Raw genomic sequence first — 14,349 nt, 5'->3', positions numbered from 1 at the left:
GGCCGTACGGGTGCGCGCGGCCGCGAACCGGCCGCCGGGGGCGGCGGGTCGGGCTCTCGGCGGCGGGGCTCAGGCCTCGTCGGAGCCCTCGGGGGCCTCGCCCTCGCCCTCCTCGCCCTCGATCTCCTTCTGCAGGCCGAGGCGCTCGATGATCCACTGCTCGAAGCCGACGGCGGCCTGGGTCCAGTTGGCCGTGGTGGTCACGAAGTAGTCCAGGTTGACGCCGGTGCCGACGATCATCTGGGCCTCGCCGATCAGACGGACCACGCCGTCCTCATGGGTGTGGGTGTAGACCTTCGGCCAGAGGGTCTCGCGGTTCCACTCGTCGATCAGGTCGAGGATCTCGCCCTTGGCCTCCAGCGGGTACGGGCGGTCGTAGAACGCCCGGACCGCGAAGAGCTCCTTGTGATCGCCGCGGAACATGTAGTAGACGCGGAAGCCCTCCCAGGGGGCGGTGAGGTCGCCCTCCTCGTCCACGACGTGCTTCAGCTGCATCTGGTCCAGCAGCTGGGTCACCAGCGCCTGGTCCGGAACGATGATCGGCGGCGGGCCGGCCGGCTGCCCGCCCTGGCCGCCGGGCTGCCCGCCCTGCGGCACGCCGAACGACGGGATGGACGACGGGTCGATGCTCATGGGGGTCCTCTTCCTCAGTGCACGTGGTGGCCGGCAATGAGAGGCCGCCCTTTCCACCTCCCATCCTGCCTCATTCGGGCCCGGCCTCACAGGGGCGGCCCGCACCCGGAGGGATCTTGACCGGGGCGCCCCGGCGGGCCCCGGCGACCCTGGGTGAGCGCCCCGGGTGAGCGCCCGGGGCGCCCCGGGGGCGGCCGTCGGCGTGCGGCGGTGGGCCGCCCCTGCGGAAGGGGCGGCCCACCGCGTCGCGGGCCCCGGGTCCCTACTTCTCCAGCGGCCCGCGGGCACGGACGGTGAGGTGGTCGGCGGTGTCGTCCCGTTCGACCAGAACGGTGTCGCCGTCGTGCACCTGGCCGGAGAGGATCGCCCGGGCCAGCTGGTCACCGATCGCGGACTGCACCAGCCGCCGCAGCGGGCGGGCGCCGTACGCCGGGTCGTAGCCGGTGAGCGCCAGCCAGTCCCGGGCGGCCTCGCTGACCTGGAGGGTGAGCCGGCGGTCGCGCAGCCGCTCGCCCAGCCGCGCCACCTGGAGGTCGACGATCCGGCTGAGCTCGGCGGTGCCCAGCGGTTCGAAGACCACGATGTCGTCCAGCCGGTTGAGGAACTCCGGCTTGAACGCGGCCCGGACCGACTCCAGCACCAGGGCCTTCTTCCGGTCCTCCGGGGTGGTCGGGTCCACCAGGAACTGCGAGCCCAGGTTGGAGGTGAGGATCAGGATCGCGTTGCGGAAGTCCACGGTGCGGCCCTGGCCGTCGGTGAGCCGGCCGTCGTCCAGCACCTGGAGCAGCACGTCGAAGACCTCCGGGTGGGCCTTCTCCACCTCGTCGAGCAGCACCACGCTGTACGGGCGGCGGCGGACCGCCTCGGTGAGCTGGCCGCCCTCCTCGTAGCCGACGTAGCCGGGCGGGGCGCCGACCAGGCGGGAGACCGAGTGCTTCTCGCCGTACTCGCTCATGTCGATGCGGACCATGGCGCGTTCGTCGTCGAAGAGGAAGTCGGCCAGCGCCTTGGCCAGCTCGGTCTTGCCGACGCCGGTCGGGCCGAGGAAGAGGAAGGACCCGGTCGGGCGGTCGGGGTCGGCGATGCCCGAGCGGGTGCGCCGCACCGCGTCCGAGACGGCCTGCACGGCCTCGCTCTGGCCGATCAGACGACGGCCCAACTCCTCCTCCATGCGCAGGAGTTTGGCGCTCTCGCCCTCCAGCAGCCGGCCGGCCGGGATGCCCGTCCAGGAGGCGACCACGTCGGCGACGTCGTCCGGGCCGACCTCCTCCTTGACCATGGAGGCGGCGGAGTCCTCGTCGGCGGCGCGCGCCTGGGCCTCGGACAGTTCCTTCTCGGCGGCCGGGACCTCGGCGTACATCAGCTTGGAGGCCCGCTCGAAGTCGCCGTCCCGCTGGGCGCGTTCGAGGGCGCCGTGCAGGTCGTCCAGCCGCTCCTTGAGCTCGCCGACCCGGTTGAGGCTCTTCTTCTCCTGCTCCCACCGGGCCGTCAGCACGCTCAAGTGCTCGTTCTTGTCGGCGAGATCGCGCCGCAGCCGGGCCAGCCGGTCGACCGAGGCCGGGTCCGACTCCTTCTCCAGGGCCAGCTCCTCCATCCGCAACCGGTCGACGGCGCGCTGGAGTTCGTCGATCTCGACCGGGGAGGAGTCGATCTCCATCCGGAGCCGGGAGGCCGCCTCGTCGACCAGGTCGATCGCCTTGTCGGGCAGGAAGCGGGAGGTGATGTAGCGGTGCGAGAGCGTCGCCGCGGCGACCAGGGCGGCGTCCGAGATCTGCACCTTGTGGTGCGCCTCGTAGCGGCCCTTGAGCCCGCGCAGGATGGCGATCGAGTCCTCCACGCTGGGCTCGCCGACCAGCACCTGCTGGAAGCGGCGCTCCAGGGCCGGGTCCTTCTCGATCCGCTCGCGGTACTCGTCCAGAGTGGTGGCGCCGACCATGCGCAGCTCGCCGCGGGCCAGCATCGGCTTGAGCATGTTGCCCGCGTCCATCGCGGAGTCGCCGCCGGCGCCCGCGCCGACCATGGTGTGCAGCTCGTCGATGAAGGTGACGACCTGGCCGTCGCTCTGCTTGATGTCGTTGAGGACGGCCTTCAGCCGCTCCTCGAACTCGCCGCGGTACTTCGCGCCGGCGACCATCGCGCCGAGGTCCAGCGCGACCAGGCGCTTGCCGCGCAGCGACTCCGGGACGTCGCCCGCGACGATGCGCTGCGCCAGGCCCTCGACGACGGCGGTCTTGCCGACGCCGGGCTCGCCGATCAGCACCGGGTTGTTCTTGGTGCGCCGGGAGAGCACCTGGACCACCCGGCGGATCTCCTGGTCCCGCCCGATGACCGGGTCGAGCTTGCCGTCCCGGGCGGCCTGGGTGAGGTCGGTGCCGTACTTCTCCAGCGCCTTGTAGGTGCCCTCCGGGTCCGGGGAGGTGACCCGGCCGCTGCCGCGCACGTCCTTGAACGCGGCGAGCAGGGCCTTGGGGGTGGCGCCCTGCTGCACCAGCAGCTCGGCGACCGGCCCGCCCTCGTGCGCCAGGCCGACCATCAGGTGCTCGGTGGAGACGTACTGGTCGTCCAGGTCGTCCGCGCGCTTGCCGGCCTCGGTGAGTACGGCCAGGGTGTCGCGGGCCAGCTGCGGGGCGGCGACCGTGGAGCCCATCGCGCTGGGGAGCGCCGCCAGTTGCCGGCGGGCCTCGGCGTCGATCCGGGCGGCGTCCGCGCCGACCGCCTCCAGCAGGGGTTTGGCGATGCCCTCGGGCTGTTCCAGCAGGGCGATCAGGATGTGCACCGGCTTGACGTCCGGGTTGCCCGACGAGCCGGCCTGCCGGATCGCGGCGGACAGGGCGTCCTGCGTCTTGGTGGTGAACTTGCTGGCGTCCACTGCTGGTGTGTCCTCCCTCGCTCGTGCGGAGCGCTGTCTCCGTGCGTGCACCGTGCGGTGCCCGCTGCCCGTGCTGCTGCCCGGCGGCCCTGCGCCGGAGTCCCGGGCGCCATGCTGCCGAGTAGTAGTGCTGCTGGATACAGCATGCACTAAGTTGAGTCTATTCCGCTCAACTTTTGGAGACCTTCCGGTGAACGCCTCCGGAGCGGTGTGAACGCGGCGGCCCGGCCGTCCGCCGGGTCAGCGTCAGCAGCTCCCGGGCCGGCCCGCCGGGCCGCTGCCCGGCGGGCCAGACCGCCCGCAGCGGACGCCGCAGGTCCAGCTCCTCCGCCAGCTGCACCGCCACCAGCCGCCGGGTCGCGAGCTCCTCCACCACCGCCAGCTCGCTCAGGCAGACCGGCCCGGCCCCGGTCATCGCGGCCGCCTTGAGCGCGGTCGACGAGGCCAGCTCCAGTCGCGGCCGCGCCGCGCCCCCGAACGGCGCCAGCGCCATCTCCAGCACCTCGCGGGTGCCCGAGCCGGGCTCGCGCAGCACCAGCGGGGTCGCGGCCAGCTCCTCCCCCGTCAGCCGGGCCCGGCGGCGCGCCCAGGGGTGGTCCGGCGCGACCACGACCACCAGCCGGTCGGCGGCCACCACCGCGCCGGCCAGGCCGGCCGGGGTGGACGGGCCCTCGACGAAGCCGAGGTCCGCCTCGCCGGCCAGCACGTGCCCGGCGACGTCCGCCGAGTTCGCCGTCCGCAGCGTCACCGCGGTGCCCGGGCTGGACTCGTGCAGCGCCAGCAGCCAGCCCGGCATCAGGTACTCGGCGACGGTCAGGCTGGCCACCACGACCAGCCGGGCGTCCCGGCGCTCGCGCAGCGCGTCGATCCCGGCGTCCAGCGACTGGGCGGCCTCCACCACGTGCCGGGCCCACTCGACCACCAGCCGGCCCGCCTCGGTCGGCCGGCTGCCGCGCGGCGAACGGTCCAGCAGGGGCACGCCGATCTGCCGCTCCATGCCCTTGATCCGGGCACTGGCGGTGGGCTGGCTCACGCCCAGCTCGGCCGCCGCGCGGCCGACACTGCCCAGCCGGGCCACCGCGAGCAGCAGCTCCAGCGCACCGAGTTCGGGGACGCGCGGGGAGAGGGCCATAGGTTCAGCCTATGCCGTCATAGAGCGCCCGGCGCTACCGGAACCGGGCTCGGACGGCGACGGTGGATGCCATGGCCACCCTCGTCAGCGCCCGACCGCTCGCCCGCACACCCCGTCCCGACCTCGCCCAGCTGGGCCCCAACTGGTACGCGGTGGTCATGGGCACCGCGATCGTCGGCAACGGGGCGGCCGCCCTGCCGGTCCGCCTGCCGGGGCTGACCGGGTTCGGCGAGGTGATGTGGGCGCTCGGGCTGGCCGGGCTGCTGGTGCTCGGCGCGGGGCGGCTGGTCCACCTCACCCGGCATCGCGCCGCCGCCCGGGTGCACCTGCTCGACACCCCGGCCACCGCGGTCTTCTACGGCTGTCCGCCGATGGCCCTGGTCTCGGTCGGCTTCGGGACCCTCACGGTCGGCTCACGGGTGATCGGCCCCGGTCCCGCCGTCGCGCTGGACGCCGTGCTCTGGACCGCCGGCACCCTGTACGCGCTGACCGTCGCGGCCGGCATCCCGTACCTGATGATCACCCGGCACCGGGTCTCCCCGCTGGAGGCCGACCCCACCTGGCTGCTGCCCGTGGTCGCCCCGCTGGTCGCCTCCGCCGCCGGGCCCGCGCTCGTCCCGCACCTGCCCTCCGGCACCGCGCAGCAGGCGATGCTGTACGGCTGCTGGGCCCTGTTCGGCGTCGGCCTCCTGGCCACCCTCGCCCTGCTGCCGGTGGTGTTCACCGGCCTGGTCCACAGCAAGCTGCCCGCCCTGGCGCTCACCCCGTCGCTCTTCCTGGTGCTGGGCCCGCTCGGCCAGTCCACCACCGCCCTCCACCAGCTCGCCGACGCCGCCCGCCCGGTCACCCCGCAGCTCGCACCCGCCGCGCTCGCCCTCGCCGAGCTGTACGGCGTCGCGGTGACGGGCGTCGCGCTGCTCTGGCTGGCCGTCGCCGTCGCCGCCAACCTGCGGGCCCTCCGGGCCGGGATGCCCTTCGCGATGACCTGGTGGGCGTACACCTTCCCGATCGGCACCTGTGTCACCGGCACGGCCGCGCTCGCCCGGCACACCGGCTTCCCGGGCTTCACCGGCCTGGCCGCCGGGCTCTTCGTGCTGCTGGTCGCGGCCTGGGCGGTCGCCGCCGCCGGCACCGCGGCGGGGCTGGCCGGCGGGCGGCTGCTGGCGCGCTGACGGACCGCCGGGCCACCGGGGCCGGTGCGCCGGTCCGCGGCCGGATGGTCCACGACCGAATGACCGGACGGTCGGACTCCACGGCCCGGCCTCGCTGACCAGCCCCTTTACCAGCGGCCGCGGCGCGGCGCGGGAAGACGCTCCGAGTCGCCGGTGCAGGTTCCTGCAATTGCGGGAACCTGCACTCCGGCGGCACTTGTTCACCGGCCGTCACGCTGTGAGGGTGGAGTCACGCCAGGTCGACCGGGCACCGCAGCCCGTGGTGGCGACTTGCTCTTCAGTACTGGATGCGAGAGGTACTCCGTACCTGCATATCGGGGGGAAGAGCGCCGGCCGGGACGCCATGTGTGGTGATGGCCCCCGGGGACCGGATCCGGCGAGGCGTTGCTGCTCCGCCTCGCCGGAAGCGCACGGACCCTGGCGTGGCACCGGCGGCCCCCGGCCCCCCGGCGTGCGACGGCACCCGGGACCCGGGGGTCCGCCGGCGCGCAGTACCGTGATCGCGTGCGGCGCGCGGTGCTGGGACCATGACCGGGAGGCGCGTGGGCACGCGCGGCGCCGGCCCGCCCGAGCGCGGCCCGGCCGAAGCACAGGCACATCCGCGATCCATTCGGCAGGGAGTGTTCCAGGTGACGGCGGAGCCGACGGCCGCCCCGGGCCCCGGCGGGCCCGGCGGCGAACCGGACGAGGCGGCCCGGCGGCTCTACCTGGCCGTCCTGGCCGACGGCGGGCGCATGCCGGCCGCCGACGTCCCGGAGTCCGACCAGGACGCCCTGCGCCAGCTGGTCGACCTCGGCCTGCTGATGCCCAATCCGATCGACGCCTGCTACGTCGCCGTCAGCCCCCGCTCCGTCAGCGACCGCCTGGGCGCCGAGCTGCGCAGCGAGGCCACCCGGCTGCTGGTCCGCGCGGAGAACCTCCCCGGTGCCCTGGACGGCCTCACCCGGGCCTACGACGCGATGCCGCCCAGACCGCCCGAGCGCTCCGGAGGCGCGGTCTACATCGAGGGCCACGTCCACATCCGGCACCGCATCTCGCAGCTGGTCTCGGACTGCCGCACCGAGGTGCTCACCGCCCAGCCGGGCCACCGCCCGCCGGACGCCCTCAAGATCGCCCTGCTGCAGGACGTCCAACTGCTCCAGCGGGGCTGCTCGCTGCGGACCATCTACCAGCCGATCGCCGTCTCGGAACCGGCCGCCAGAGCGTACGCGGCCGAGGTGACCCGGCTCGGCTCGGCGATCCGGACCCTGGACGAGCCGTTCCAGCGCCTCTTCGTCTTCGACCGCTCGGTCGCGGTGATCTCGGCGGCCCAGGACCACAGCGCCGCGGCGTTCATCTCCGACCCGTCCGCGGTCGCCTTCCTGGTCAACGCCTTCGAGCGGGACTGGGCCCGCGCCGAGAGCACCGACTGGGCCGCGGCGCACGCCCACGGCACCAGCCGTGACGGGCCCGACCGGGTCGGCCGGCTGCTCGCCCGCGGCCTCACCCAGCGGGCCGTCGCGACCCGCCTGGGGCTGAGCGAGCGCACCGTCGCCGCCCACATCTCCCGCCTGCGGGACCGTCACGGCGCCCAGACGCTCTTCCAGCTGGGCTGGTTGATGCGGGGTGAGCAGGACGGCGACGCGGGGTGAGCGAGGCCGCCCCGGCCCTCCGCACGGACGGCCGCGTGGGGGCCGGGGCGGCCGCTCGGCCGCCCGGTGCGGGCCGCCGCGGTCAGCCGGGGGCGGTGGTCAGCCGGTGGCCGCACCGGTGGGCCAGTAGCCGGTCGGGGGCTGCTGGCGCGGGACGGTGAACTGCTCGCCCGGGGCGGTCCAGAAGCCCTCGCGCAGCGAGAGCGCCATGCCGGCCCAGTCCAGGGCGGTCTCCACGGTGTGGTGGAGGGCCTCCTGCGACCAGGTGTCGTCGAAGACCAGCGGCAGGACCGGGGCGACCTGCTCGATGGTGGCGATGAGCGGATTGTGCGTGATCGCCTCGTCCACCAGCAGCACGATGGGCTTGCGCAGGGCCGAGGCCCAGCCGAGCTCCAGGCTCACGCCCGCGGAGAGCGGCGCACCGACGTAGGCGAAGACGAGGTCGGCGGACTGCAGCGCGCGGAAGTCCGAGGGGACCCGGGGCTCGGGGGCCCGGCCGGACACGGTCCACGCGTCGCTGTGGTGGGCGCTGTACACGGCGGCGCCGCTGCGGAGCAGGGTGGTGCGGAGCGTCGTCAGCCGCGTCCGGCTGGCCAGGGTCACCACGCTGTCCGCCGGGCCGGTCAGCCGCATCAGCGGTGCGGCCAGGAAGACCCGTGCACGCCGGCCCTCGTGGGCCTGGCTGTCGTGGTGACGCAGGTAGGGCTCGGTCATTGTCGACTCCGGGGGAAGGGCGTCGGCTCGGCTGCTCCTGGCCGACACCGGGTGTGGAGATCAGGGCGGGACAATCACAGGGATTATTCGCTGTACCAACGCCGGGAAGAGGCGTTAGTTGATCGTCCACCGAGTAGAGTCACCAGTCCACTGATGCCTGGTGGCATCCGTCTGCATGGCAGAGAGATGACACCCTCCGACGTGAGTGCGCCCGTGACAGTCAGAACTGCCGTGTGGCACCATCTGATCGTTTGACGGTGCGTCGCGCGTGCATTCGATACCGACGCGCCACTAGAGGATGAGGTGCGCGCATGTCTCGTATACGTCGGGCTGCTCGGACGGTCATGGTGACGATGGCCGCCGGCGTCCTCGTGATGCTTGGCGCCGGTGCTTTTGCCACTGGCCATGATGCTGATCGTTACGTTCATGTCAATTACTCGGTTTCCGAGGACGGCGCGAACGGCGTTTCCGATCAGGCTTCCGCTCTGCTGCTGGACCAGGACCACTCCTGGACCTGACAGTCGGTTGGACTGCGAATCTCGCCGCTCACCCGTGCCGGGGTGCGGCGGGATTGGCAGGCCCGTGGTGGGACTCCCGTGACGACCGCGCCAGCGCGTACCCCAGCTGGAACAGCGATTCCACGTTGTAGTCCTCCCGCATCTCGGCGAGGTGGCGGGCCAGGGTGCGTTCGCTGATGCCGAGCCGGCGGGCGATGACTCTGTGGTTGGTGCCGTCGAGCAGCAGGTCGATGATCGTCTGCCGCATCCGGGACACCACCTGCTGGGGCACGGTCCGCCCGCCGCTGAAGTCGAGCCCGCGGTTCCAGTTGCGCTCGAACACCTCGTGCGTCAGGAAGTGGATGACCGCCGGGTCGTGGATGAACGCGGCCAGGTTCAGGTCCTCGGCCACCGGAATGACGGCCAGCGCCCGGTCGACGATGATCAGCCGGGTGTACGGCTCGTCCAGCGTGCGGAACCTCCCGCCGGCCTCGGTGAGCGTCGCCACGTAGTCCCTGGTCGGCGCGTGGTACCGGGTGCTCGGGTGGTAGATGGTCCGCGCGGAGATTCCCCGCCGCAAATCCTCGAGGTCCTCGGCGAGGGTTTGGGAGAGGACCTCCGGTGGCCGGGGACCGCCGGGTTGGGCGGCGAGCACCTCTTCCTTCGCCGAGGCGACGGCGTGATTGATGCGCTGATTGATGATCGCCTTGCCGCGGACGTATTCGACCGTCCCCCCGGTGGCGTCCGGGTTGTGAAAGGCGTCGGCGAGCCCCTGGAGGTCGCCGGGTATGGCTATTGCGCGGGCCAGGAGTTCCAGCGCCTGGCGCTGCCAGGTGGCGCTCAGGCCGGACGAGAGCTGCTGCGGATCGGCGGCCAGCAGAACGTGCGGATCATCCGTGTCGGGGACGAGAAGGCCGATGTCCAGCAGTTCGCTGAGATAGCTGTACTCGGATTCCGCCACTTCCTTGCGCGCGATACGGCCGTGCGTGCGGATAACCGCGAGATAGAGATCGTGGGCGCCTGCGGACAGGGTGCCCTGCGTGCCGACGCCAGCGGTGGAGTCGTCCCTCCCGCTCATTCGCGGCTCCTTCTCGACGACAGATTGGCTCCAGGACCGTACGCGCCCCCGCCGGCGATCTTAGGTCGTGGGTCGGGTTCGGGATCAGGCATTGTTCCACCGGCTCGCGGCGGGGTGTCGAGTGGCAGCCTCTCATCAAACACCGAGCCGCCGGCACCCCCCGTTCAGGAGGGAACCGGCGGCCGTCGGTGCGTGGGCCGGTCAGCGCTTCGGCCGCCAGACGACGAGCGCGCTCGACTGGGTCGGCGGCTGGTACGGGACCAGATCGCGGCGGTACGAGGCGTGCACGGCGGCCTCGCGCTGCTGGAGCGCGGTGGCGGCGCCCTCCAGCGAGTCGATCAGTTCCGCGATGCGGGACTGGAGCGCGGTGACCTGGTTCTCCAGTTCGATGATCCGCTTGATGCCGGCCAGGTTGATGCCCTCGTCCTGGGAGAGCCGCTGGACCTCGCGCAGCTGCTGGATGTCCCGGGCCGAGTAGCGGCGTCCGCGGCCGGCCGTGCGGTCCGGGCAGACCAGGCCGAGCCGGTCGTACTGCCGCAGGGTCTGCGGGTGCAGGCCGGAGAGCTCGGCCGCGACCGAGATCACGTACACCGGGGTGTCCTCGGTGAGGACGTACTGCGGCGGAGGGGCGGTGCGGCGGGCGCGCGGTGCGGCGGAGCCGGGCAGGCCCTCGCCGATCCCGGGGCCGATCGGGCCGCGTGCGGTGCTGTCGGGGGTCATCTGGTCGTCACGCTCCCTCCGCCGCCTTGAAGAGGGCGGCACGCGGGTCGTTCGAGGCGGTGGCCTCGCGGTACTGCTCCAGGGCCGCCAGCGCGTCGCCGGTGACGTGCTGCGGCACCACGACCTCCACGGTGACCAGGAGGTCGCCGCGGGTGCCGTCCTTGCGGGTGGCGCCCTTGCCGCGGGCCCGCAGGGTGAGGCCGTTGGCACTGCCCGGGGGCAGCTTCAGCTTCACCGAGGGGCCGTTCAGCGTCGGTACCTCGATGGTGCCGCCCAGGGCGGCCTCCGGGAAGGAGACCGGTACGGTCACGGTGAGGTTGTCGGCCTTGCGGCCGAAGACCGGGTGCGGGTCGACGTGCACGGTGACGTAGAGGTCGCCGGGCTGGCCGCCGCGCTCGCCCTGGGCGCCCTTGCCCTTGAGGCGGATGCGCTGGGCGTCCTGGACGCCGGCCGGGATCCGCACCTGCATGGTGCGGGCCGAGCTGGCCCGGCCGCTGCCGTGGCAGTCGGGGCACGGGTCGTCGACGATCATGCCGCGGCCTCGGCAGTCCCGGCAGGGCTCGGAGAGGGCGAAGGCGCCCTGACCGCGGCTGACGGTGCCGGCGCCGACGCAGGTCGGACAGACCCGGGGGGTGGTGCCGGCCTTGGCGCCGGTGCCGCTGCAGGTGCGGCAGGGGGCCTGGCTGGTCATCCGCAGCGGGACGGTCGCGCCGTCGACGGCCTCCTCGAAGGAGAGCGTCACCTCGGTCTCGACGTCGGCGCCGCGCCGCGGCTGGGCCTGCCGGCCGCCGCCGCGGTTGAAGAGGCCGCCGAAGACGTCGCCGAGCCCGCCGGCGGAGCCGCCCTGGCTGCCGCTGAAGAGGTCGCCGAAGTCGAAGCCGTAGGTGCCGCCGCCGGGGCCGCCGGCGCGGAAGCCGCCGTTGGCGAAGAGGGCGCGCGCCTCGTCGTACTCCTTGCGGCGCTTCTCGTCCGACAGGACGTCGTAGGCCTCGGAGATGTCCTTGAAGCGGTCCTCGGCCTTGGTGTCGCCCTTGTTGGCGTCGGGGTGGAACTCGCGCGCCAGCTTGCGGTAGGTCTTCTTGATCTCGGTGGCGGAGGCGTCCTTGGGCACGCCGAGGACCTTGTAGTAGTCCTTCTCCACAAAATCCTTGCCGCTCATGGCTCCCGCCACCTCCCAGAGTCAACGGTTACGGCGTCAACAGGTACGGCGCTGCGGAGCCGGCCGCCGTACTGGCCGGCGTACGACTCCGCAGCGCACAGGGTCTCAGCTGTCACGGGTGGTCAGCTGTCCGCGCCACCGTCAGCCTCGTCCGAGTCCGCGGGCTTCGCGGACTTCCCGGACTCGGCGTCCGGGGCGGAGGTGGTCTGGGTACCCGGCTGGGGCTCCGCCACCGCCACCATCGCCGGGCGGATGATCCGCTCGCCGATCCGGTAGCCGGGCTGGAGGATCTGGACACAGGTGTCCTGGGTGACGTCCGAGGAGTAGCTGTGCATCAGCGCCTCGTGCATGGTCGGGTCGAAGGGCTCGCCCTCCTTGCCGAACTGCTGCAGGCCCAGCTTGGCGACGACGGTCTCCAGCGACTCGGCGACGGACTTGAAGCCGCCCGTCACCTCGCCGTGCTCGCGGGCCCGGCCGATGTCGTCCAGGACCGGGATCAGGGACTCCAGGATGTTGGAGACCGCGATCTCGCGCACCGTCAGCCGGTCGCGCTCGACGCGCTTGCGGTAGTTCTGGTACTCGGCCTGGAGGCGCTGGAGGTCCCCGGTCCGCTCGGCCAGCTCGCGCTTCGCCGCGGCGACGTCCTCGTCGGAGCCGGAGCCCGCCGCGGCGGCCTCCTCGGCCGCCTTGACCACGGCCTCCTCGGCGGCGGAGTCGTCGCCGGGCTCAGCACCCTGCGGCTTCTCCGTCATGCCGCACCGCCCTTGGGCTTCTCGTCGTCCACGATCTCGGCGTCGACGACGTCGTCGTCCTTGGCGCCCGCGGCGTCGCCGGCCGGCGCGGCACCCGCGGCGTCGGCGTTGGCGTAGAGGGCCTGGCCGAGCTTCTGGGCGGTGGTGGAGACCTTCTCCGAGGCCTCGCGGATCTTCGCGATGTCCTCGCCCTTCAGGGCCTCCTTGAGCTCGCCGATGGCGGTCTCGACCTCGGTCTTGACCTCGGCCGGGAGCTTGTCGGCGTTGTCGGCGATGAACTTCTCGGTCGAGTAGACGAGCTGCTCGGCCTGGTTGCGGGTCTCGACCGACTCGCGGCGCTTGTGGTCCTCCTCCGCGTACTGCTCGGCCTCGCGCATCATGCGCTCGATGTCCTCCTTCGGCAGCGCGGAGCCGCCGGTGACGGTCATCTTCTGCTCCTTGCCGGTGCCGAGGTCCTTGGCGCCGACGTGCATGATGCCGTTGGCGTCGATGTCGAAGGTGACCTCGATCTGGGGCAGGCCGCGGGGGGCCGGCGGCAGGCCGGTCAGCTCGAACATGCCGAGCTTCTTGTTGTACGCGGCGATCTCGCGCTCGCCCTGGTAGACCTGGATCTGCACGGACGGCTGGTTGTCCTCGGCCGTGGTGAAGATCTCGGAGCGCTTGGTCGGGATCGTGGTGTTGCGCTCGATCAGCTTGGTCATGATGCCGCCCTTGGTCTCGATGCCGAGGGACAGCGGGGTGACGTCGAGCAGCAGGACGTCCTTGACCTCGCCCTTGAGGACACCGGCCTGGAGCGAGGCGCCGATGGCGACGACCTCGTCCGGGTTGACGCCCTTGTTGGCCTCCTTGCCGCCGGTCAGCTCGCGGACCAGTTCGGCGACGGCCGGCATGCGGGTCGAGCCACCGACCAGGACGACGTGGTCGATCTCGGAGAGCGAGATGCCGGCGTCCTTGATCACGTTGTGGAACGGGACCTTGCAGCGCTCCAGCAGGTCCGAGGTGAGCTGCTGGAACTGGGCGCGGGTGAGCTTCTCGTCCAGGTGCAGCGGGCCCTCGGCGGAGGCCGTGATGTAGGGCAGGTTGATCGAGGTCTCGGAGGACGAGGACAGCTCGATCTTGGCCTTCTCGGCGGCCTCGCGCAGACGCTGGAGGGCCATCTTGTCCTTCGACAGGTCGACGCCGTGGCCGGCCTGGAAGGTCTTCACCAGGTGGTCGACGACCTTCTGGTCCCAGTCGTCACCACCGAGGTGGTTGTCACCGTTGGTGGCCTTCACCTCGACGACCCCGTCGCCGATCTCCAGCAGGGAGACGTCGAAGGTGCCGCCGCCGAGGTCGAAGACCAGGATGGTCTGGTCGTCCTTGTCCAGGCCGTAGGCCAGCGCGGCCGCGGTCGGCTCGTTGACGATGCGCAGGACGTTGAGGCCCGCGATCTCACCGGCCTCCTTGGTGGCCTGGCGCTCCGAGTCGGAGAAGTACGCCGGGACGGTGATGACGGCGTCGGTGACGGTCTCGCCCAGGTAGGCCTCCGCGTCGCGCTTCAGCTTCTGCAGGATGAAGGCGCTGATCTGCTGCGGGTTGAAGTCCTTGCCGTCCAGGTTGATCTTCCACCCGGTGCCCATGTGGCGCTTGACCGAGCGGATCGTCCGGTCGACGTTGGTGACGGCCTGGCGCTTGGCCACCTCACCGACGAGGACCTCGCCGTTCTTCGCGAAGGCGACGACGGACGGCGTGGTCCGCGCACCCTCGGCGTTCGTGATGACGGTGGGCTCGCCACCCTCAAGGACGCTGACGACCGAGTTCGTCGTACCGAGGTCGATGCCGACCGCGCGTGCCATCGTAGATACCTCCACGGAAGAGTTGAGCTTTACGGGCTCAAGGATGCACGACTCCCCCGAGGGCGTCAACAGCGTTGAGTCCTGAGCGCTCAACTTTGCTGAGCTCGGGTGTCGGGACGGGCGCGGGGGCGGCGCGAGGTGTGCGCCGCGCGGGCGG

General features: G+C 72.4%; 12 protein-coding genes. 3 read left to right on the top strand and 9 right to left on the bottom strand.

The window, feature by feature from the left end; all coding sequences use genetic code 11:
• Window positions 1-69 precede the first annotated feature (69 nt).
• The 3 genes from MCM47_RS09515 to MCM47_RS09505 form a co-directional block, all read right to left on the bottom strand.
• Window positions 70-633 (bottom strand): YbjN domain-containing protein, encoded by a 564-nt coding sequence (locus MCM47_RS09515; RefSeq protein WP_238860333.1) that lies wholly within the window; start codon window positions 631-633, stop codon window positions 70-72.
• Window positions 634-895: 262 nt separating this feature from the next.
• On the bottom strand, window positions 896-3,502 hold the full coding sequence (gene clpB / locus MCM47_RS09510; RefSeq protein ID WP_238860331.1) for an ATP-dependent chaperone ClpB: 2,607 nt from the start codon (window positions 3,500-3,502) through the stop codon (window positions 896-898).
• Window positions 3,503-3,671: 169 nt separating this feature from the next.
• A complete protein-coding gene (locus MCM47_RS09505; protein WP_238860329.1) occupies window positions 3,672-4,634 on the bottom strand; it encodes a LysR family transcriptional regulator in 963 nt (320 codons plus the stop codon).
• 71 nt (window positions 4,635-4,705) lie between these two features.
• On the opposite strand from MCM47_RS09505, the gene MCM47_RS09500 reads away from it, so the two are divergent.
• Both MCM47_RS09500 and MCM47_RS09495 read left to right on the top strand, forming a co-directional pair.
• Window positions 4,706-5,806 (top strand): TDT family transporter, encoded by a 1,101-nt coding sequence (locus tag MCM47_RS09500; RefSeq protein WP_238860327.1) that lies wholly within the window; start codon window positions 4,706-4,708, stop codon window positions 5,804-5,806.
• Between the two features lie 629 nt (window positions 5,807-6,435).
• On the top strand, window positions 6,436-7,437 hold the full coding sequence (locus MCM47_RS09495; protein ID WP_238860325.1) for a LuxR C-terminal-related transcriptional regulator: 1,002 nt from the start codon (window positions 6,436-6,438) through the stop codon (window positions 7,435-7,437).
• 99 nt (window positions 7,438-7,536) lie between these two features.
• On the opposite strand, the gene MCM47_RS09490 is transcribed toward MCM47_RS09495, so the two are convergent.
• Entirely contained in the window at window positions 7,537-8,151 is a 615-nt protein-coding gene (locus MCM47_RS09490) for a nucleoside 2-deoxyribosyltransferase (RefSeq protein WP_238860323.1), read from the bottom strand.
• Window positions 8,152-8,495: 344 nt separating this feature from the next.
• On the opposite strand from MCM47_RS09490, the gene MCM47_RS09485 reads away from it, so the two are divergent.
• Window positions 8,496-8,669 (top strand): hypothetical protein, encoded by a 174-nt coding sequence (locus MCM47_RS09485; RefSeq protein WP_238860320.1) that lies wholly within the window; start codon window positions 8,496-8,498, stop codon window positions 8,667-8,669.
• A gap of 28 nt (window positions 8,670-8,697) precedes the next feature.
• On the opposite strand, the gene MCM47_RS09480 is transcribed toward MCM47_RS09485, so the two are convergent.
• The 5 genes from MCM47_RS09480 to dnaK form a co-directional block, all read right to left on the bottom strand.
• Window positions 8,698-9,726: a helix-turn-helix domain-containing protein gene (locus MCM47_RS09480; RefSeq protein ID WP_238860318.1), complete on the bottom strand. Its 1,029-nt coding sequence runs from the start codon at window positions 9,724-9,726 to the stop codon at window positions 8,698-8,700.
• Between the two features lie 201 nt (window positions 9,727-9,927).
• Window positions 9,928-10,446, bottom strand: a complete 519-nt coding sequence (locus MCM47_RS09475; RefSeq protein WP_238860316.1) for a heat shock protein transcriptional repressor HspR — start codon at window positions 10,444-10,446, stop codon at window positions 9,928-9,930.
• Between the two features lie 7 nt (window positions 10,447-10,453).
• Window positions 10,454-11,605 carry a molecular chaperone DnaJ gene (dnaJ, locus tag MCM47_RS09470; protein WP_238860314.1) on the bottom strand — a complete coding sequence of 384 codons (1,152 nt, stop codon included), beginning with the start codon at window positions 11,603-11,605 and terminating at the stop codon, window positions 10,454-10,456.
• Between the two features lie 122 nt (window positions 11,606-11,727).
• Entirely contained in the window at window positions 11,728-12,357 is a 630-nt protein-coding gene (gene grpE / locus MCM47_RS09465) for a nucleotide exchange factor GrpE (protein ID WP_238860312.1), read from the bottom strand.
• A complete protein-coding gene (gene dnaK / locus MCM47_RS09460; protein ID WP_238860310.1) occupies window positions 12,354-14,192 on the bottom strand; it encodes a molecular chaperone DnaK in 1,839 nt (612 codons plus the stop codon). Before dnaK ends, grpE begins: the two co-directional genes overlap by 4 nt.
• Between the last annotated feature and the right edge of the window lie 157 nt (window positions 14,193-14,349).

This window comes from Kitasatospora sp. A2-31 (assembly GCF_022288725.1).
Taxonomy (GTDB): Bacteria; Actinomycetota; Actinomycetes; order Streptomycetales; family Streptomycetaceae; genus Kitasatospora.
Note: the sequence above shows the minus strand (reverse complement) of the source record. Positions and strands in the feature narration are given on the sequence as shown.